Raw genomic sequence first — 19,221 nt, forward strand, 5'->3', positions numbered from 1 at the left:
TCGGTTGGGTCTTGCCATCAACACATTGATGGATAGAATTCTATCGAACTAAAAAAGGGGGTGCCGGTCTCGACCATCCGTAACCGCTGGTCCGGCCGGCCCTCCGTCCCACCTCCGCAGCCATCGCCGCCCCCGGCAGGCTCAGCGCCAGGAAACCGAGGTCTCGTTTCTGTGTTCAAACCGATGGAAGGCGTCCGGGTCCTCGAGGTCGCCCAGTTCACGTTCGTGCCGTCCGCCGGCGCCGTCCTCGCGGACTGGGGCGCCGACGTCATCAAGATCGAGCACGCGGAGCGGGGCGACGCGCAGCGTGGCCTGATCAAGGCCCTCGGCCAGGACGTCATCTCCCAGGGATCGAGCTTCGCACCGATCATGGACGGGCCCAACCGCGGCAAGCGCAGCATCGGGCTCTCCCTGGAGAAGCCGGAGGCCACCCAGGTCCTGCACGAGCTGATCCGCAGCAGCGACGTCTTCCTGACGAACTTCCTGCCCAGCGCCCGGGCCAAGCTGGGCATCGACATCGACGACGTCCGCGCGGTCAACCCGGACATCATCTACGCGGTCGGCACGAGCTTCGCGCACAGCGGCCCCGAGGCCGACAAGGGCGGGTACGACGGCACGGCCTTCTGGGCCCGGGGCGGCAGCGCCGACACCGCCACGGCCCCCGACTCGGAGTTCCTGGTCCAGCAGCCGGGCGGCGCCTACGGCGACAACATCGGCGGCATGACCATCGCCGGCGGGATCGCGGCGGCGCTCTTCGCCCGAGGCCGGGGCATGGGCCCGGCGACCGTGGACATCTCCCTGCTCGGCGTCGGCGCCTGGGCCAGCCAGCTGAACGTGAACCTGGCGATGATGGCCGGCGGGCCCCTGCCCAAGCACGACCCGCGGGCCGGGAACATCAGCAACCCGCTGACCGGCACGTACCGGACCTCCGACGAGCGCTGGCTCTCCCTGGTCATGCTCCAGCCCGGCCGCTACTGGCCGGAGTTCTGCGAGAAGGTCGGCCGCCCCGAACTGGCCACCGACGAGCGCTTCGACTCAGCGGAGAAGCTGATGGCCAACGCCAAGGAGGCGGCCGAGATCGTCGCCGGCATCATCGTCGCCCGCACCAAGGACGAGTGGATCGCCGCCTTCGACGGCATGGAAGGCCAGTGGGCGGTCGTGCAGAACACCTACGAGGTGGGCCAGGACCCGGCGCTGCGGGCGGTCGGCCAGATCGTGGACGTGGTCGACGCCGAGGGGGCGACCCGCCAGCTCGTTGCCAGCCCCGTCCAGTTCAACCGCGAGGCGCCGCAGCTCAGGCGCGGCCCCCTGTTCGCCGAGCACACCGACGAGATCCTGCGGGAGCTGGGCCTCACCGACGAGGAACTGGTGAACCTCAAGATCGCCGGCGCGGCCACGTGAGCGGGGGGAGCGCGGACGGCGCGCTGCGCGTCGGCTTCGTCGGCCTGGGCAGCCAGGGTGGGCCCATGGCCCGCCGGATCGTCGAAGCGGGCTTCCCGACCACGCTGTGGGCACGGCGGCCCGAGACGCTCGCGCCCTTCGCCGACACCGCGGCCGGCACCGCCGGCTCGCCCGCGGAACTGGGCGCCGCCAGCGACATCGCCTGCGTCTGCGTGGTCGACGACGCCGGGGTCGAGGAGATCGTCTCCGGATCCGGCGGCCTGCTGGAGGGTATGCGGCCCGGCGGGGTGATCGCGGTGCACAGCACCGTGCACCCGGACACCTGCCGGCGGCTCGCCGAGCAGGCCGCCGCACGGGACGTCGCCCTCGTCGACGCACCGGTCAGCGGCGGCGGGCCCGCGGCCGAGAAGGGCCGGCTGCTGGTGATGACCGGCGGCGACGACGCGGCGGTGGAGCACTGCCGGCCGGTCTTCGCGACCTACGGCGACCCGGTGGTGCACCTGGGCCCGGTCGGCTCCGGTCAGCGCGCGAAGCTCATCAACAACCTGCTGATGGCGGCGCACCTCGGGGTCGCCGACGACGCGTACGCCCTGGCCCGCCGGCTCGACATCGACCCCGAGCAGCTGTCGGTCGTCCTGGCGCACGGCTCCGGCGCGAGTTACGCGGCGGGCATGGTGGGCCGACCCGGCTTCTCGCTGGCGGCGCTCGGCCAGCACGCCGGCCCGCTGCTACGTAAGGACGTGCGGCTGGTGTCCGACCTGGCCGCGGTCGCCGGAGTCAAGGAGGGCTCCGTGTTCGGTGCCGCGGATTCCGCCCTGGACTCGATGGGGCACGCCCGGTGAGCGCGCCGGAGCCTTCACCCGGCGGCGGGCGGTTCGGTTTCGTCGGAGCCGGCCGGATGGGCGGGCCCATGGTGCGGCGGCTGCTCGCGGCCGGGCACCGGGTGACCGTCCTGGAGCTCTCGCCCGCGGCCCGCGCGGAACTCGCGGGCGACGGCGCCGACGTCACCACCGACGTCCGGGAGGTCGCCGCCGGCGAGGTGATCGGGGTCTGCGTGCACACCGACGCGCAGGTCCGGGCCGCCTGCCTGGACTCCGGGCTGATCGACGCCATGGCGCCGGGCTCGGCCCTGGTCGTGCACACGACGTGCAGCCCGCGGACCATCGACCTCCTCGGCGAGCACGCCGAGCGGCGCGGGGTCGCCGTGGTCGACGCGGCGATCAGCGGCGGCCCGCACGACATCGCGGCCGGCCGGATCACCCTCTTCGTGGGCGGGTCGGCGGACGCGGTGGAACGGGTGCGTCCCTTCCTGGCGGCCTACGGCGACCCGATCCTGTCCCTGGGCCCCCGCGGCACCGGGCAACGGGTCAAGCTCATCAACAACGCGGTGTTCGCCGCCAACATCGGGCTCCTCGCCCAGGCGGTGGCCGTGGCGGCGGAACTCGACGTGCCGGAGGCGAGCCTGCTCCGCAGCCTGCGCCATGGCAGCGGGACCAGCCGCGCGCTGGACGGCGTCGCCGCGAGCGGCTCCGTGGCGGGGTTCGCCGAGGCCGTCGGGGAGTTCCTCGGCAAGGACATCGCCGTCGTCCAGCAGATCACCGCCGAACTCGGCGTGGGCCTCGGCGCCCTCGACGACGCCCACCGCGTCCTCGTGCCGCTGTTCGCCCCCGCGTCCGATCCCCCCGCCGATCCCTCCTCCGGGCCGTCGGCAGGGCCGCCGCAACCATCCACCCCCGAAGTTGGAGCCCCCTGATGGCCTCTCTCGTTGAACGCATGCTCATCGACGGCGAACTCGTGGCCGCCGGCAGCGGTCGCACCTTCGACAACGTCAACCCGGCGACCGAAGAGGTGCTCGGCGCGGTGCCGGACGCCGACGCCGCGGACGTCGAGCGCGCCATCGGCGCCGCGCGGCGGGCCTTCGACACCACCGACTGGTCCACGAACGTGGAGCTGCGGCGCCGCTGCCTGGTGCAGCTGCGCGACGCGCTGCGCGCGGACGTTGAGACGCTGCGGTCCCTGGTCGTGGCCGAGACCGGCTCGCCGGTGATGTTCACCGCGGGGATCCAGCTCGAAGGCCCGATCAGCTTCATCGACCACTACATCGGCCTGCTGGACGGCTACGAGTTCGAGCGGAAGCTGCCCACCAAGGACCTCATGGGCATGCAGGTCGACCGGGTCATCCGGCGCGAGGCCGCCGGCGTGGTCGCCGCGATCACCCCGTGGAACTACCCGTTCTACCTGAACCTCTGCAAGGTGACCGCCGCCCTGGCCGCGGGCTGCACCGTCGTCCTGAAGCCGGCGCCGGACACCCCCTGGAGCGCGCTCGCGCTGGGCGCGATCGCGGCGGAGCACACCGACATCCCGCCCGGCGTCCTCAACGTGGTCACCCCGAGCGACAACGCCGTCGCCGGGCTGCTGACCTCGCACCCGGACGTCGACGCCGTCACCCTCACCGGGTCCACCGCCACCGGGCGCAAGGTCATGGCCGCGGCGGCCGGCACGATCAAGCGGGTGACCCTCGAACTCGGCGGCAAGTCCGCCGCGGTCCTGCTCGACGACGCCGACCTGCAAACCCTCATCCCGGCCATGGCCGGCGGGGTGTGCGTCCACGCCGGCCAGGGCTGCGCGGCGCTGACCCGCCTGCTGGTGCCGCGGGCCCGGCTGGACGAGGCGGTCGCCCTCGCCGCGGGGGCCATGGAACACGTCCCGTGGGGCGACCCGACCGACCCGGCCACCATCATGGGGCCGGTCGTCAACGCCCGGCAGCGCGACGGCATCCTGCGCTACTACGAGTCCGCCGCGCGCGACGGCCGCATCGTCGTCGGCGGCAAGCCCACCGACCGGTTCGAGCGCGGCTACTTCGTCGAGCCCACGCTGATCACCGACATCGACCCCAAGGCCACCGTCGCCCAGGAGGAGATCTTCGGCCCGGCGCTGGTGGTGCTGCCCTACGACGACGATGACGACGCCCTCCGGATCGCCGACAGCACGATCTTCGGCCTGTCCTCGGCGGTCTTCAGCGCCGACCTGGACCGGGCGATGGCCATGGCCCGCCGCTTCCGCGCCGGCACGGTGGGCGTGAACGGTGCCGCCTGGTTCGACGTCGAGTCGCCGTTCGGCGGCTACAAGCAGAGCGGCCTCGGCCGCGAGTGGGGGACCGAGGGCCTGGAGGACTTCCTTGAGGTCAAGACCATCGCCTACCCCGCCGCCGGATAACCGGCGCCGGCAGTCACCCCCACGAACCCACCCCGAGAAAGAAAGAAAGAAAAAGGAGTCTGGCCATGGGTCGAGTCGAGGGCAAGGTCGCCTTCATCACCGGTGCTGCGCGCGGACAGGGCCGCAGTCACGCCGTCCGGCTGGCCGAGGAGGGGGCCGACATCATCGCGGTCGACCTCTGCCGTGACCTGCCGACCAACAACTACCCGCTGGGCACCCCGGACGACCTCAAGGAGACCGTCCGGCTGGTGGAGGCGCAGGGCCGGCGGATCGTGGCGGCCGAGGGCGACGTGCGCGACCGGGCGCAGCTGACCGCCGTGCTGGAGCGGGGCATCGCCGAGCTGGGCCGGCTCGACATCGTGGTGGCCCAGGCCGGGATCTCGCCGATGGGCGGCGAGCCGCAGCTGCAGGCGTGGGCCGACGTGGTCGACACCAACCTGGTCGGCGTCATCAACGCCGTCCACGCGTCGCTGCCGCACCTGACCGAGGGCGGCTCCATCATCGCGACCGGGTCGGGCGCGGTGTTCATGACGGGCGCGCAGGTCGCCGAGCCGGGCAAGGACCCGGGCGGCGCCGGCTACAGCTACGCCAAGAAGGCGCTGTCGGAGTTCATGCACGAGCTCGCGCGGAACCTGGCCCCGCGTATGATCCGGGCCAATGTCGTCCACCCGACGAACTGCAACACCGGGATGCTTAACAGCGACCCGATGTACAAGGCGTTCCGGCCCGACCTGGAGAACCCCACCCGCGAGGACGCGCTGCTGGCCTTCCCGGCGCAGCAGGCGATGCCCATCCCCTATGTCGAGCCGGTCGACATCAGCCACGCGGTCGTCTACCTGGCCTCGGACGAGGCACGGTACGTCACCGGTATGCAGATGCGGGTCGACGGCGGGTCGTACCTGAAGTTCCAGGACTTCCACGCCTGATCCGGCAAGGAGACACATCGTGAAGGTTCGCGTCGATTCCGACCTCTGCCAGGGGCACACCCTGTGCGCGATGAACGCACCCGACCGTTTCGCCCTGCGGGACGAGGACGGCCACGCCTACGCCGTTGACGAGGACGTGCCCGCGGGGCAGGAGCGCCCGGTCCGGGAGGCCGCCCGGTCCTGCCCGGAGCAGGCGATCGTCCTGTCCTGACCCCCACCGAAAACTCGGGCTGGAGAAGCTTGCCATGACCACTGACGAAGCTCCTGTCACGGACGAAGAACGCAGCAGACAGACCATCAGCCTGGACCGGCACTCCTCGCGGTACCGCATCGAGTTCGAGGAGCTCTCGACCGAGTTCCACGGCAAGTGCCCGGTCGCCTGGAACGACACCCACGGCGGCTACTGGTTCGCCAGCGGCAACAAGGAACTGTTCGACATCGCCCGGCGGGCCGACGTCCTGTCCAACGACAACGACATCAACGGCACCAAGAAGGGCTACCGCGGGATCAGCATCCCGCACGTGGAGAACCAGGAGCGCCGGACCCGGGGCGGGTTCCTGGAGATGGACCCGCCGGAGCAGCGGTACTACCGGCAGGCGCTGAACCCCTACCTGTCGCCGGCGGCGGTCGAGCGGTGGAAGCCGGTGATAGAGGAGATCACCCGGGCCTGTCTCGACGAGAAGATCGAGAGCGGCCGGATCGACTTCGTCGACGATCTGGCCAACATCGTGCCGGCGGTGCTCACCCTGGCGCTGCTCGGCGTGCCGCTGAAGGACTGGGACGTCTACTGCGAGCCCATCCACGCCTCCGTCTACACCCCGCCGGACTCGCCGGACTACCCCCGGATCCAGCAGCTCCAGATGCTCTCCGGCATGCGCATGATGGAGAGCATCCACGAGGTCCGGGCCGACCCCCGGCCCGGCCTGATCCACGAGCTGGTCACCTGCGAGATCAACGGTTACCGGCCCGACGACATGGAAATCCTCGGCGTCGTCATGCTGCTGATCGGCGGCGGGTTCGACACGACGACCGCGCTGACCGCGCACTCGCTGGAGTGGTTGTCGGAGCACCACGACCAGCGGGAGCGGTTGAGCCGGGAGCGGGAGGCGTTGCTGGACTCGGCGACGGAGGAGTTCCTGCGGTTCTACACCCCGGCGCAGGGCGATGGTCGCACGATCTCCCAGGACTGCGTGATCAATGGCACGGAGTTCAAGGAGGGTGACCGGCTGTGGCTGTCGTGGGCGATGGCCAACCGGGACGAGAAGGTCTTCGAGGACCCGCACACCATCCACCTGGACCGGAAGGGCAACCGGCACAGCAGCTTCGGGCTGGGCATCCACCGGTGCATCGGGTCGAACGTGGCGCGGGCGACCTTCAAGATCATGCTGACCCAGGTGCTGGACCGGATGCCGGACTTCGTCTGTGACCCTGAGGGCGCGGTGCACTACGACACGACCGGTGTCATCAACGGGATGAAGCACCTACCGGCGACCTTCACCCCCGGCCAGCGCCTCGGTGCGGGCCTGGAGGAGACGATCGAGCGGATGCAGCGTGTCTGCGACGAGCAGCGTCTCGCCGAGCCGGTCACCGTCCGCAAGGCCCGGGCGAAACTCGACAGCTGACCCGACGCATCGCTTTCTCGCGATCCGTTCGAACGAAGGGGAGTACATGGTGACCGAACCCTGTGTGGACGTCCTCGCCCGGTCGGGCGTGGACACGGACCTCCGCGCGGTGGTCGGGTCACCGGGCGGTGCGCCGGCGCCGGGCATCCAGCCCGGCCCGGCCCCGGCCGCCCGGATTCCGGCACGGGAGTCCGGCCGATGAGCGCGCCGGGCCGGCCGCTCCCGTTCGTCAGCCCCTGGAACGAGTTCTACTGGACCTCCGGCGCCGACGGGCGGCTCCGGATCCAGGAGTGTGCATCCTGCGCGGCGCTCGTCCACCCGCCGAAGCCGGTGTGCCCGCACTGCCAGGGCTCCGGCATCGGGGTCCGGGCGGTGTCGGGGTTCGCGACGCTGTTCGGGTTCACCGTCAGCCACCGGTTCGCGTTGCCGGGGCTGCCCTCGCCGTACATCGTGGCGCAGGTCGCGTTGGAGGAGGATCCGCGGGTCCGGCTCACCACGCGCCTGGTGGACTGTGTCGAGGAGGATCTTCGGCTCGGTATGCGGATGGAGGTGACGTTCGAGCAGGTCGAGGATGTGTGGTTGCCGTTGTTCCGGCCCACCGCCGAGCAGCCCGAGCAGCCGGCCCCGCTCCCCGAGGACGAGCTGCCCGCCGAGCGGGTGCGCACCCTGGTGCGCTCGGCCCCGAGCGCCCGGAAGTTCGAGGACGACGCCGTCCTGTCCGGCATCGGCCGGTCGGCGATCGGCCGCCGGCTGATGACCGACCCGCTCGCGTTGACGGTGGAGGCGTGCCGGGCGGCGGTGGCCGATGCGGGTCTGGCGATGGAGGACATCGACGGTTTGTCGACGTATCCGGGTGGTGGCCTGGAGCACGGGATGGGTGAGGGTGGGGTCACCGCGTTGGAGGCGGCGCTGCGGATCCGTCCTGCCTGGTTCAACGGTGGTGGGGAGACGTTCGGGCCGGGCGGGTCGGTGATCGCGGCGATGCTGGCGGTCTCCGCCGGGCTGGCCCGGCACGTGCTGTGCTTCCGGACCGTCTGGCAGTCCACCCACGACCACCTGCTACGGCAGGGCGTGCTCGGCGGTGGCGGGGGCGGCCGGGTCGGCGGTGACATGGGCTGGGGTATGCCGTTCGGCGCGACCTCGGCCGCGCACGTCCTGGCGCAGACCGCCCAGCGCCACTTCCACCGCTACGGCACCACCCGGGAGACCCTGGGCTGGATCGCGCTCAACCAGCGGGCGAACGCCGCGCTCAACCCCACCGCGGTGTACCGCGAGCCGATGACGATGGACGACTACCTGGGCGCACGGATGATCACCACGCCGTTCGGGCTCTACGACTGCGACGTCCCCTGCGACGCCTCGGTCGCCGTCGTCGTCTCCGCGGCGGACACGGCCGGCGACCTGCGGGTGCGGCCGATCCGCGTGGAAGCGGTCGGCACCCAGATCATCGAGCGGCTGGAGTGGGACCAGAGCACCTCCACCCACGAGCCCCAGGTCCTGGGCCCGGCGGGGCACCTGTGGACCCGGACGTCGCTGCGTCCCGACGACGTGGACGTGGCGCAGCTCTACGACGGCTTCACCTTCAACTGCCTGTCCTGGATCGAGGCGCTGGGTTTCTGCGGGATCGGGGAGGGCCGGGATTTCCTGGACGGTGGCAAGAACATCGCCCGGGACGGGGTGCTGCCGCTGAACACCCACGGCGGGCAGCTCTCCCACGGCCGCACCCACGGCATGGGCCTCCTGCACGAGGCGATCGTGCAGCTCCGCGGCGACGCCGGAGCCCGCCAGATCGACAACGCCCGGGTCGCCGTGGTCAGCAGCGGCGGCCTCACACCCAGCGGAGTCATGCTGCTGCGCAGCGGAACCTGACCGGATTGACGGTGGCTTTTGACCGTCGCTCCGACCGCCCTGCATTATTGATGCTATGAGAGATTTGGAAATATCAACCGGAGTGCGTGTGCGAGACGGGGACACCCTCTACATCGAGGGCAAATGGCAGCCGGCCGACGACGGACGCACGTTCGACGTCACCGATCCCGGTACGGGCGCGGTCATCGGCCGGGCCGCCGATGCCGGGGCCGCGGAGACCGAACGCGCGATCGCCGCGGCAGGGGAGGCGTTCGCCGCGTGGAGCCGCGAGACCGCGTACCGGCGCGCGGACGTCCTGTGGGCCGCCCACGCGCTGATGATGGAGCGGCTGGAGGACCTCGCCGCGCTGATGACCCTGGAGCAGGGCAAGCCGCTCAAGGCCGCCCGGAACGAGGTCCGCTACGCCGCCGACTTCCTCAGCTGGTTCGCCGAGGAGGCCAAGCGGGTCTACGGCGGCTCCATCCCCTCGGCCCGCCCCGAACAACGGCTGACCGTGCTGCACCAGCCGGTGGGCGTCGTCGCCGGGATCACGCCGTGGAACTACCCCATTTCGATGATCACCCGGAAGGTCGCGCCGGCCGTGGCCGCCGGCTGCTCGATCGTGCTCAAACCGGCGGAGCAGACGCCGCTGTGCGCGGTCGCCGTCTTCGACCTGCTCGCCGAGGCCGGGCTGCCGCCCGGGGTGGCGAACCTGGTCACCACCAGCCGGCCCCAGGCGGTCGGGGACCGGCTGCTGGACGCGCCCACCGTGCGGAAGCTGACCTTCACCGGCTCCACGGAGGTCGGCAAGCACCTGGCGGCCCGGGCGGCGGCGACGATGAAACGGGTCTCGATGGAACTGGGCGGGCACGCGCCGATGCTGGTCTTCGACGACGCGGACCCCGTGCACGCGGCCAAAGGGGCCGCCCTGGTGAAGTTCCTGAACACCGGGCAGGCGTGCATCAGCCCCAACCGCATCTTCGTCCAGCGCTCCATCCTCGAAGCCTTCACCGCCGAGCTGGTGTCCCGGGTCGAGCGTTTGGTCGCCGGGCCGGGGAACCGGCCGGGAGTGAGCGTCGGCCCGCTGGTCGACGACGCGGCGCTGGAGAAGGTGAGCGGCCAGGTCGAGGACGCCGTGGCGAAGGGCGCGCGGCTGCTAACCGGCGGGCGGCGGCTGACCGAGGACGGCCTCGGCGCCGGCCGGTTCTTCGCCCCCACGGTCCTCGCCGACGTCGACGAGTCCATGCGGATCTACCGCGAGGAGACCTTCGGCCCGGTGGCCGCGATCATCCCGTTCGACGACGAGGACGAGGGCGTGCGCCGGGCCAACGACACCGAGTACGGCCTCGCGTCGTACCTGTACACCACCGACCTGGGGCGTGCCGCCCGCGTCTCCGAGGCGCTGCGGTTCGGCATCGTCGGGGTCAACGACATCAATCCCACCGCGGCCGCCGCGCCGTTCGGCGGGATCGGGGTCAGCGGGCTGGGCCGCGAGGGCGGGGCCCAGGGCATCCACGAGTACCTGGACGTGAAGCTCGTCGGGCTCGTCGTCCCCTGACCGGTTCCTCGCCGCGAGCGGCGAGGGCCCGCTGCACCTGCTGCATTGATGGAGAAATAAGGAGCACGCGATGAAATTGACCGTGGGACAGACCCTGAAGAGCGTCGTGGACGAGACGGCGCTGGTGGTGGTCCGCTGCCCCGACCAGGACCTCGCGGTGACCTGCGGCGGTCACGAGATGGCGCCGCAGGACGCGCCGGGGGAGCGGGTTCCGGCCGCGGCGAACGGCCCCGGGGTCCTGCTGGGCAAGCGCTACACCGCCGAAGGGTTCGACCTGGAACTGCTCTGCGTCAAGGGCGGCGACCACGCGGTGGCCGTCAACGGCACCGAGGTGGAGCAGAAGAGCGCCAAGCCGCTGCCCGCCTCCGACTGATCCCGCAGCCCCCGCACCCGGTCGCGGTCGCCCACCGGGACCGGGAGCGGCGGTCGAAGCGGAAACATCGGGCGAAGGTCGGCAGCGGCACGTCGTACGGCCCGGGGGCCGCGGCCGGCAAGGGTCAGTGGGACGAAGTCCCGGCCTCGCCCGGCTTCATGGGTGCAGGTCGTAGGTACCGGCCCGCACGCGATCGAGAAGGTCCCGCCACGCTGAAGCATCCATGATCAGGATGTCGCCCTGGGGGTCCTTGGAGTCACGCACCGCGTGCAGTGTGCCTCCCGCGGCGACTTCGACGCATTCGGTTCCGCCGCCCTGTGAACGGCTGCTCTTGCGCCATACGGCCTTGGACAGGTCCATCCGGTTCACTCGATCCGTTCCATCAAGTAGGCGCGGGATGCTTCGCGGTCGAGCGCAACTTCGCGCAACTGACCAAACCTGACCATATACCGCTGTAGTTCGTCTTTCTCTTCCAGCATGCGGTCATCAACGGTTGTTTCCAGGAAGACGATGTCGCGTTCGGCGGGGTCGGCGAACCGCAGGTAGGTGAACACCCCTCCGGCACCGGGGTACAGGCCTGCGTCGACCGGCAGGATCTGGATCTCCATGTTGGAGTGCTCGGTCGCCGTGACGAGATGGCGGAGCTGGGGAACGCGGATCCCGGGATCCTTGATCCGCAAGATGGTGTTCTCATCGATGATCGCGTGCAGCCGTGCGGGGCTCTCGGTCCGCGAAAGGATCTTCTGTCGTTCAAGCCGTGCGGCGACGTGCCGCTTGATCTCTGCTGGGTCCTCGATCCCCGCCGCGCGGGTCACTTCTTCGATGTACTCCTCGACCTGGAGTAGCCCCGGCAAGAACATGTTCTGATACGTCATGACCGCCGAGGCGGATGTCTCGAAGCCGGGGTACTCGTTGCGGAAGACATCGTTGTAGCGGGTCCACCAGCCGCGTTCTCCGGCACCGCGGGCGAGCTGGATCAGCGCTTCCCGGTCTTGGCCTTCGATGCCGTACAGCTCGCACAGATCGGCGACCACATCGCTGTTGGGCTCGATCCACTTGGCCTTCTCGATGTAGTTGAGCTTGGTCGGGCTCCACTTGAACTCTTTGCAGACCTGGGTCGTGGTCAGGCCGACCTGTTTACGGGCCGCGACGAGCTTCCGGCTGAGCGCCCGCTTCTTGATCGTCGGGCTGTAGCCCACGGCTTGGATCTCGGACATGACCTCACCCTCCCACCTCGACTTCGGTCCCGCAGGAGAGTAGCTGAATAGATTTCTCTGTAGATAATCTAGAAGAAACTCTTGCTCGCTCCATCCGGCGGTGGCACGCTGGGCGTCGAACCGAACACTTTCGGCAACCACCTGGCGCACCAACGGCGGTAACGATCATGCGAATCTCGAAGAACGACCCAACGCAACAGGCGGGCAGCGCACCTCATGTCCTCCGCGCGAACGGCTGCGCCGCCTGGCAGTTGCCGCCGGACGAGACCTGCCCAGCGGTCGCCCGCACCCAGGTCAAAGGAGTCCTGCTGGCGCTGCTGATGCCCGAGGAACTGGTCCGCGACGCCACCACCATCGTGTCCGAGTTGGCCACCAACGTCTTCACGCACGCCCTGGGCGGCCGCGCACCGGCCGCCACCCCGATACCGGCACTGCCCGAACTGCACCTGTACCGGCGCGGCGTCCGCCCCCAGATCGTGGTCAAGGTCTTCGACACCAGCCCCTGGCGCGGCGCCTTCCCGCCCGGGCCACTCCGCCCCGGGCCGGAGGCCGAAAGCGGGCGCGGCCTGGGAATCGTCGACGCCCTCGTCCGCGAACACAGCGGGCGGTGGGGCGTGCATCGCACCCGCTCCCGGCTCGCTCCCACCCCGACCTCCGGCAAGGCCGCCTACTTCGCCCTGCCCGTCCCCCTCGCCGCCCCGGCCCTCTCCCCGGCCCCGTCCCGGCCCGACTGCGCCCAAGCCGCCCGCCAACTGGAAAACGCCCTGGCCGCACGGGGCCTGCTCCGCATGCACCGCTGCGAAGCCGGGAACATGGCCGTCCTGTCCATCCGCACCGAGATCACCGTCTGGGCCAGGGACAACGCCTTCCACGTCACCATGCCCACCACCGGAACCGTCCGCTACCCCCTCAGCGACATCACCGAAGTCACCGAAGCGATCGTCCACTGCAACGAAGACCTCAACGCCCGCTGATGGGCGCCAACCTCAGGCCGGGGTTACTCCAACCATGGATCTTTGAGCGCCACGGGTGCCTGCCACCGATAGGTGTTGCGGATCGGTCGGCCATGGTCGGATGCTCGCCGAGCACGCAGCGCGGGGCCCGCCGGTTCAAGGCCGCCGACCGAACCTGATGAGGAACTCGTTGTCCTCGAAGTAGGTGTTGTCGGAGGAGTATTCGGCGAGTACGGCGGTGACGGCGGCTTCGAAGTCCTCCAGTTGATCCCCGAAGAGATGGCGGGCCGCGAAAGACGTGGAGTAGAGGTAACCGAGGATCGTCTCGCGGGTCCAGGTGCGCCGGACCGGGAGGGCGATCTCCGCGACCCGGTTGAAGGGCGACTCGGCGAGGATTTCGCTGTAGGGCTTGTCATGGTGCTTGAAGGTTCCGCTCCCCGCACGGCGCTCCTCGCCCAGGAACTGCTGGATGACGGCTCGCACGGCCTTCTTCCAGTCGTTGTCGGCGGCCCAGAAACTGCTGTCGCCGAAGACGGCGACGACGCCGCTGGGGGCCACCTGGTCCGAGAGCCGGCGCAGGACGAGGTCCTGGTCCATCCAGTGGAAGGCCCGGCAGATCGTGACCAAGGACGCCTTCCACCCCTCCGCCGGAGCGAAGTCCTCGGCGCGGGCCTGGACGAGCCGCAGGCCGGCCACACCGCTGAGGTTGGTTTCGGCCAGGCGAAGAAGTTCCTTGTCAGGGTCGACCGCCACGATGTCGGCGAAGTACGGGTGAAGCGCCTGAACCACCTGGCCGGTGCCCGTCCCCAGATCGAGAAGGGTGGTCGCCGGAGCGTCTCGCCTGGCGGCCTCCACCAGAGTTCGCGCCACCTCTTCGGGAATGCCGGGCCTGAAGGTCTGGTAGTAGGCGGCGGCTCCGGCGAACTTGCTCATGAAGATCCTCTCAATGGTGGGAAGCAGCCGTTCCGGAGGCAAACGGACACCAGATGGTGTGCGGCGCCGAGCGGACCGGGAACGACGGTGATCCGGGGCGCAGCCTCATTCTCGGGCAACGGGGATGTCCCACGCCTGTAGGACAGCCAGATGGCGTGTGTGCCCCCACACTTCCACCGCGCGGGGTACGACGGGTTGGCCTGAAAAGCGCCTCTCGCCTGGTAGGGCTTGGCTTTTGTCCTTTTGGCACTAGGTGCCATCATGGCTCGGACTGCTTATCCGCCCTACCTCCCGCGGGCGTTTGTTGCGTTCCAAGGCCGGCTGTCCTGCGTCGTCAGGTCCCACCAACGTGGTGGCAACCCATGGGACGCTTGGCTGGCAAGGTCGCTTCATGGCCACGCTCGGTTACCACCGAAAGTGAGTCAGAGTCAGAGACCGTACAGGCCCTGCGGGCTCGTACAGGTGTCATTGGCCGAAGATCGCGTCTTTGGCGGCGTGTGCGAGGGTCGCCTGGGTCGATGGTGTGAGCCCGATCCGGTTCCAGTGGAAGATCACGTGGAGGGCGGTGATCGCGCGTACCCCGCGCGTGAGTTCGCCGCGTTCTTGCAGGATTCGTAGCGCTCGTCCCGCGTCGGTGAATGCGGTGAGCCACTGGCCGTCCATCAGGTCCGTGTCGGGGTCGCTGGTGATGAGGCGGTGGACGTTGCGGGTGAAGGACTGCCAGGTGTCGTTGTCTGGTAGGGCGTTCAGGAACGGTGCGCGTTGTTCGGCGAGGCGTGCCCAGACGTCGCCTTGTTCGTTGAGGTCCAGTCCGGCGGCGTGCATGAGCGCGGTGCACAGGACGAGTGATCGTTCGCGTCGGTCGGCCGGATCGGCGGTGAGGAAGGGGAGCAGGTGGCGGCTGTCGGCGTGGAACAGGGTGTGCCCGATGTTCATGCCGGCGGGGCCACCGAAGGCGTGTGTTTCGGGTTCGTAGATGTCACGGGTCCAGGTGATGCCGTCGGTGATGATCGGGTGGAGTGGGTCGGTGTTGTGGCCGTCGGCGAGGCGGTAGCGGATGCGCCAGGGGCCTTTGCGGATGAACCACCATGCGGTGATGAGTCCGTCGTTCTCGGCGGTGGGGAGGGCGCGGGTGAGGTGGTCGACCGCGCGGTGTTCGCGTTCGCGTGGGTCGTTGCCGGGATAGGTGATGTTCACCTGTGCCCAGTGTTCGTTCACGATCGGGGATGTCCCTTCAGACGAGGAGGAGGCAGGCGTCCCAGGACGTCAGGGTTCCGGCGGTGGCGAGGGCGGCGCCGGATGAGCCTTCGAGGAGCCCTGGCGGTTCGGCGTCTGGGGCTGCGTGGCCTTGATGGCGGTGCAGGAGCGGCGTGAGGGGGATCGGGGTGAGGGCGTCGGCGGCGATCCGGCGGCCGGTGGCCAGGAGTCCGGCAGTGCCGTGGCACAGGCCTCGGTCGATCAGGCGGTCGACCTGTCGAGGGTCGGTGACGCAGGTGATGAACGCGGTCTCGACGTGGTGCTGGCGGGCGGTGTCGCCCAGAGCGCGAGCGGCGAGCTGCTGGGCGCGAGCGATGCCCGGGGTTCCGTAACACCAGGAGGGGCGCAGCGGTCCCGTCTGGGAGAGGCGCCCGGCGTGGAGGTCGTCGAGTGTGATGATCTCCGGCCACCAGGGATCGCCGTCGTCGGTGTGCTGCTCCCAGGTGTCCAACCATCCGGTGATGCGGGTGATCGCGTCGACGTGGCCGGGGACGTGGATGCCGTCGATCAGCGTGACCGCCAACAGGGCGAGCGGGCCGGTGATGCCGTGGGCGGCGCCTTGGTTGGAGTGGCCACCGGGTGGGCCGGGGCCGGTGCGGTTGGGGCCGCTGGGGCACCACCAGCCGGGGAGTCCACCGATGGGTTCGGTGAGCCGTACGAGGTAGGTGAGGACGTCGGCGAGTAGGTCGGTGCTGCTGCTGCGTCGTAGGGCGACGCCGATGCCGGTCAGTCCGCCGATGAGGTCGTATTCGGCGAGGAGGGGCTGTTGGTGGCGGTCGATGCGGCGGTGCGCGGTGTCGAGGCGGTGGCGCGTCACGGTCGCGGTGCCCGCGTCGACGGTCGCGGTCGCCTGGTCGATGCCTGGTAGTCCGTCGGCGGTGTGCAGGACGAACGACAGTGCCGGGGCGCCGTAGTAGAGGCTCGCCACCGGTGCGGTGGTGACCCCGTCGGCGACGGCCCGGGTGAGCGTGGCCGCCACGGTCGACCAGGCGGCGGGGTCGGTGCGGGCGTGTTCGATGTGCAGGAGCGCGGTTCCGGCGGCGCCGCCGGACAGTGACTGGCCGGGCGTCATAGGGAGCTTTGGGCGCGGTGAGCACGAGCGGCGGCGCGGGCCAGGCGCAGGCAGTACCGCTCGGAGTCCGGATCGACGCCGATGGTGCGGGCGTGGTGGAGGTGGAGTAGATCGGCGAGAGCTTGGTCCGGGTCCAGGCCGTCATGGTCGATCGCGGCCCGGTAGCCGGCGAGTGCCGCCCGCAGACGCTCGTCGCTCGGGCGGGCGGCGGGCAGTCGGTCGCGTAGCGGCGGGCCGCCGCGGTGGTCGACGTGGTCGATGAGCCACCGCTCCCCGTCGCCGAGGGTGAAACCGTCGGCGATATGGAGCATTCCGGCGGCGGTGCCGGTGGACCGGTCCTGCTGCGCGGCCAGGAGGGTGAGGGCGGCGCGGGAGTCGGCGGCGAACACCTGGTGGGCGGCGGCCAGGGTCAGGCCCGTACCGAAGCGGGGTTCCGGCCGGTAGGTGGTGATTGTGTAGTCGAACAGGAGCCCGTCGTCGTGCAGGGCGGTGGCCCAGTCCGCGAGGCGGGCGGCGGCGCCGGCGAAGGCGTCCGGTCCGGGAAGTGGGATTCTGAGCCGGAGATGCTGGTCGACCTGGCCGGGCGTGGGGTAGCGGATGAACCACCAGCCGTCGACGCCATCGACCAGGCCGCCCAGCCGGGTGAGGACGTCATCGGTGCGGCCGTGGAGGTGGACGGACAGCCAGGGCGACCGGCCGGGGTGGTGCCGGAGGGTGGTGGTGAGCCGGACGGGCCGGCTGGTCCGGGACGGCGGCATGGTGTGCCGTCGGGTGAGGGTGAGGGTGATCTCGTGGGCTCGGCCGTCGATCCAGCCTGCGGGGCCGGGGGCCTGGGTGAGTGGTGCGGTCGGGTTCCGATCGAGGTGGCTGCGTAGGAGTGCCAGGTGGGCGGGCTCGGTGAGGTCGAGACGAACCCGGACGTCGCGGTCACCGAGCAGCGCCGCGTCCGGTATCCGCTGCGCGGCGGACAGTTGTTCCCATGCGTGTCGCCAGGTGCTCCAGGAAGCGCCGCGGCCAGGCAGGGCGGCGGCGGGGACGGTCCAGTGGGCGGGGCTCAGGACCGAGCGGCCGTAGCGGATCGCGGGTAGGAACGGCAACCCGCCGGCGATGTTTCCCCAGGTGAACGGGCAGCAGGGCGCTGACCACGCGTACGGGATCTCGGCCAGGAAGCGCAGGAGCGGCTGCTGCCCGGCGGGCAGGTCGACGGCGTTGAACAGCAACGGTTCGACCGGCCTGAACTCACGCGACGGCGACACCAGCCACAGACGGTGCGCGTCCCCGGTCACCGCCAGGTTATCCAGCGAGACGGCACCCTCCCCGAACTCCCCTACCGGCAGCACCTTGGGAAGGAGCTCGGGCACGCGGGCGGTACCGGTCATCGCCGGCATCAGCGGCGGCCCCGACAGCTGGACGGTGAGCGCGCCGGGCATCGTCGTCGGCAGGTTCCGGTAGGTGGCGCGGAACCGGTCGAGGTCGGCGGCGTCGAGCAGGTACAGGAACCGTCCGGTGGACACCCCCGCGTGCCGGGCGCCGCTGATGACGGTGAGCGTGAACCGGCCGCCATCGACCTCCGCCTGGGACTCGGCGGCCAGGTGGAACCGTAGCTCGGTGTGCGGGACGGGCTCGCGGCCGAGCCCCTGGCCGGATGCCTGGGCGAGACGGCGGGCCAGGCCTTCGTCGAGGTCCACGACCGTGCGGCCGTCGAGGGCGGCCTGCTGGGCGAGTTGCGCGAGCGTGAGATCGAGGGGTGTGAGCGTGTCCGGGGTTCGTCGTCGCGAACTGCGATATCCGGCGGGAAACCCCAGTCCGGTGTCGCCGACGAGCTCACGGACCGGCACGGCCGCGCCGGGGCCGTACCGGTCGAGAAACGCCCGGTGGTAGTCCTCCCATACCGGCATCGGTGGGGCGATGCGGGTGAGGGCGGTGGCGGCGCGTTCGGCTTCGCGGAGCACCGCGGGCGGCAGCGTCACCGCGTCGTTGATCCGCACGTCGGTCATGACCCTGCCATCCGGGGCGGGGACGGCGTGCTGGGTGAGGTGGGCGGTCGGGTCGGTCGCGGTCATCGCGGGTCGGGCCGCCGAGACCAGGGCACGATGCGCCAGCAGCCCGGCCAACAGGGCGTCGATCATCGGCGGGGCGACGGACGGTGCCTCGGCCGCGAGCTCGGCGGCCAGGTCGGCGAACAGAATCGGACGGCGGGCCGCGTCGACGGCGAGCCGGACTGGGGCGGTCAGGTCGATCTCGACGTCGGACGTGCCGGCGGTGTCGGCGGACGCGCACGGCACGATCCACACCCGGCCCCGGGCATATCCCAGCGGGTTCGTCATGACCGGAACGCGGCGCACGAGGTCGGGGCGCCGCTCCACCTGGTCGGCGTGCTGCTCGATGCCCTGTCCGCTCGGCCGGTGCACGACGCGGTGATTCTCGCCCGAACGCACGGCCGTGACCGGCCCGAACGTGATCGGCGCGACACCGGCGAACCGGCCGTACGGCGTCGCCCTCGTCGTCCACCGCAGCAGGTAGCGTGCCAGGGCCTCCACGATCCGCCGCAGCCGTCGTAGCCGCTGGTCGCCTCCGGCGGGCGACGCGTCCAGGTGCCGATCAACCTGGAAGGCCAGGTCAGGAGCGGCGTCTCGTACCGCGTCGGCGAACTCGGTCAGCGCCCACACCTGGCGCATCCAGCTCCGCCACCCGGCGGGGTCGTCGCAGGTCAGGTCGGGCCAGGGCGGCAGGTCCAGGTCCGCAGGCGCCGTCGTCGTCCGGATCAGGGCCGCATCGACGGCCTCGTACACGCTCACGCTCCTCCCCAGGGGAGTCCGAACCGGGTCGTGGCCCGGCCCCGATA

At 70.7% G+C, this 19,221-nt stretch carries 18 protein-coding genes; 12 read left to right on the plus strand and 6 right to left on the minus strand.

Annotated features, from left to right (window positions below; genetic code table 11):
- The first annotated feature begins 183 nt into the window (after nucleotides 1–183).
- The 11 genes from DPM19_RS02230 to DPM19_RS02275 all read left to right on the plus strand — a co-directional run bounded on the left by DPM19_RS02230 (nucleotide 184) and on the right by DPM19_RS02275 (nucleotide 10,944).
- The gene (locus DPM19_RS02230; protein ID WP_111863057.1) at nucleotides 184–1,401 is read left to right on the plus strand and encodes a CaiB/BaiF CoA transferase family protein; all 1,218 of its coding nucleotides are present in this window, start codon (nucleotides 184–186) and stop codon (nucleotides 1,399–1,401) included.
- Complete coding sequence (locus tag DPM19_RS02235; RefSeq protein ID WP_199484784.1) at nucleotides 1,398–2,243, plus strand: NAD(P)-dependent oxidoreductase; 846 nt, start codon at nucleotides 1,398–1,400, stop codon at nucleotides 2,241–2,243. Before DPM19_RS02230 ends, DPM19_RS02235 begins: the two co-directional genes overlap by 4 nt.
- Entirely contained in the window at nucleotides 2,240–3,154 is a 915-nt protein-coding gene (locus tag DPM19_RS02240; protein WP_199484785.1) for an NAD(P)-dependent oxidoreductase, read from the plus strand. Before DPM19_RS02235 ends, DPM19_RS02240 begins: the two co-directional genes overlap by 4 nt.
- Nucleotides 3,154–4,617: an aldehyde dehydrogenase family protein gene (locus tag DPM19_RS02245; RefSeq protein ID WP_111863058.1), complete on the plus strand. Its 1,464-nt coding sequence runs from the start codon at nucleotides 3,154–3,156 to the stop codon at nucleotides 4,615–4,617. The genes DPM19_RS02240 and DPM19_RS02245 overlap by 1 nt, the downstream gene beginning before the upstream one ends.
- 65 nt (nucleotides 4,618–4,682) lie before the next feature.
- On the plus strand, nucleotides 4,683–5,543 hold the full coding sequence (locus DPM19_RS02250; RefSeq protein ID WP_111863059.1) for a mycofactocin-coupled SDR family oxidoreductase: 861 nt from the start codon (nucleotides 4,683–4,685) through the stop codon (nucleotides 5,541–5,543).
- 19 nt (nucleotides 5,544–5,562) lie between these two features.
- Nucleotides 5,563–5,754, plus strand: coding sequence for a ferredoxin (locus DPM19_RS02255; RefSeq protein WP_111863060.1), 192 nt, complete (start codon nucleotides 5,563–5,565; stop codon nucleotides 5,752–5,754).
- 34 nt (nucleotides 5,755–5,788) lie between these two features.
- On the plus strand, nucleotides 5,789–7,165 hold the full coding sequence (locus tag DPM19_RS02260; protein WP_111863061.1) for a cytochrome P450: 1,377 nt from the start codon (nucleotides 5,789–5,791) through the stop codon (nucleotides 7,163–7,165).
- Between the two features lie 46 nt (nucleotides 7,166–7,211).
- Nucleotides 7,212–7,367, plus strand: a complete 156-nt coding sequence (locus DPM19_RS35120) for a hypothetical protein (RefSeq protein ID WP_158566679.1) — start codon at nucleotides 7,212–7,214, stop codon at nucleotides 7,365–7,367.
- Nucleotides 7,364–9,034: a thiolase C-terminal domain-containing protein gene (locus DPM19_RS02265; protein ID WP_111863062.1), complete on the plus strand. Its 1,671-nt coding sequence runs from the start codon at nucleotides 7,364–7,366 to the stop codon at nucleotides 9,032–9,034. Before DPM19_RS35120 ends, DPM19_RS02265 begins: the two co-directional genes overlap by 4 nt.
- Before the next feature lie 88 nt (nucleotides 9,035–9,122).
- Nucleotides 9,123–10,571 carry an NAD-dependent succinate-semialdehyde dehydrogenase gene (locus tag DPM19_RS02270; protein ID WP_233509744.1) on the plus strand — a complete coding sequence of 483 codons (1,449 nt, stop codon included), beginning with the start codon at nucleotides 9,123–9,125 and terminating at the stop codon, nucleotides 10,569–10,571.
- Nucleotides 10,572–10,641: 70 nt separating this feature from the next.
- Complete coding sequence (locus DPM19_RS02275; RefSeq protein ID WP_111863064.1) at nucleotides 10,642–10,944, plus strand: hypothetical protein; 303 nt, start codon at nucleotides 10,642–10,644, stop codon at nucleotides 10,942–10,944.
- Between the two features lie 156 nt (nucleotides 10,945–11,100).
- Here DPM19_RS02275 and DPM19_RS02280 read toward each other — a convergent pair whose 3' ends face one another.
- Together DPM19_RS02280 and DPM19_RS02285 are read right to left on the minus strand one after the other, a co-directional pair.
- Nucleotides 11,101–11,304 carry a DUF397 domain-containing protein gene (locus DPM19_RS02280; protein ID WP_111863350.1) on the minus strand — a complete coding sequence of 68 codons (204 nt, stop codon included), beginning with the start codon at nucleotides 11,302–11,304 and terminating at the stop codon, nucleotides 11,101–11,103.
- 5 nt (nucleotides 11,305–11,309) lie between these two features.
- Complete coding sequence (locus tag DPM19_RS02285) at nucleotides 11,310–12,161, minus strand: helix-turn-helix domain-containing protein (RefSeq protein ID WP_111863065.1); 852 nt, start codon at nucleotides 12,159–12,161, stop codon at nucleotides 11,310–11,312.
- A 167-nt stretch (nucleotides 12,162–12,328) separates the two neighbouring features.
- Here DPM19_RS02285 and DPM19_RS02290 point away from each other — a divergent pair, with 167 nt between their 5' ends.
- On the plus strand, nucleotides 12,329–13,135 hold the full coding sequence (locus DPM19_RS02290) for an ATP-binding protein (RefSeq protein WP_146778719.1): 807 nt from the start codon (nucleotides 12,329–12,331) through the stop codon (nucleotides 13,133–13,135).
- A 135-nt stretch (nucleotides 13,136–13,270) separates the two neighbouring features.
- Here the strand turns inward: DPM19_RS02290 and DPM19_RS02295 are convergent, their stop codons facing one another.
- From DPM19_RS02295 to DPM19_RS02310, 4 genes are all read right to left on the minus strand, one after another.
- Nucleotides 13,271–14,047, minus strand: coding sequence for a class I SAM-dependent methyltransferase (locus DPM19_RS02295; RefSeq protein WP_111863067.1), 777 nt, complete (start codon nucleotides 14,045–14,047; stop codon nucleotides 13,271–13,273).
- Between the two features lie 465 nt (nucleotides 14,048–14,512).
- Nucleotides 14,513–15,265: a thiopeptide-type bacteriocin biosynthesis protein gene (locus tag DPM19_RS02300; RefSeq protein WP_233509745.1), complete on the minus strand. Its 753-nt coding sequence runs from the start codon at nucleotides 15,263–15,265 to the stop codon at nucleotides 14,513–14,515.
- 16 nt (nucleotides 15,266–15,281) lie between these two features.
- Complete coding sequence (locus DPM19_RS02305; RefSeq protein ID WP_111863069.1) at nucleotides 15,282–16,376, minus strand: lanthionine synthetase C family protein; 1,095 nt, start codon at nucleotides 16,374–16,376, stop codon at nucleotides 15,282–15,284.
- Entirely contained in the window at nucleotides 16,373–19,174 is a 2,802-nt protein-coding gene (locus tag DPM19_RS02310; protein ID WP_233509746.1) for a lantibiotic dehydratase, read from the minus strand. The genes DPM19_RS02305 and DPM19_RS02310 overlap by 4 nt, the downstream gene beginning before the upstream one ends.
- Nucleotides 19,175–19,221: the final 47 nt, after the last annotated feature.

This window comes from Actinomadura craniellae (assembly GCF_003289645.1).
Taxonomy (GTDB): Bacteria; Actinomycetota; Actinomycetes; order Streptosporangiales; family Streptosporangiaceae; genus Actinomadura_D; species Actinomadura_D craniellae.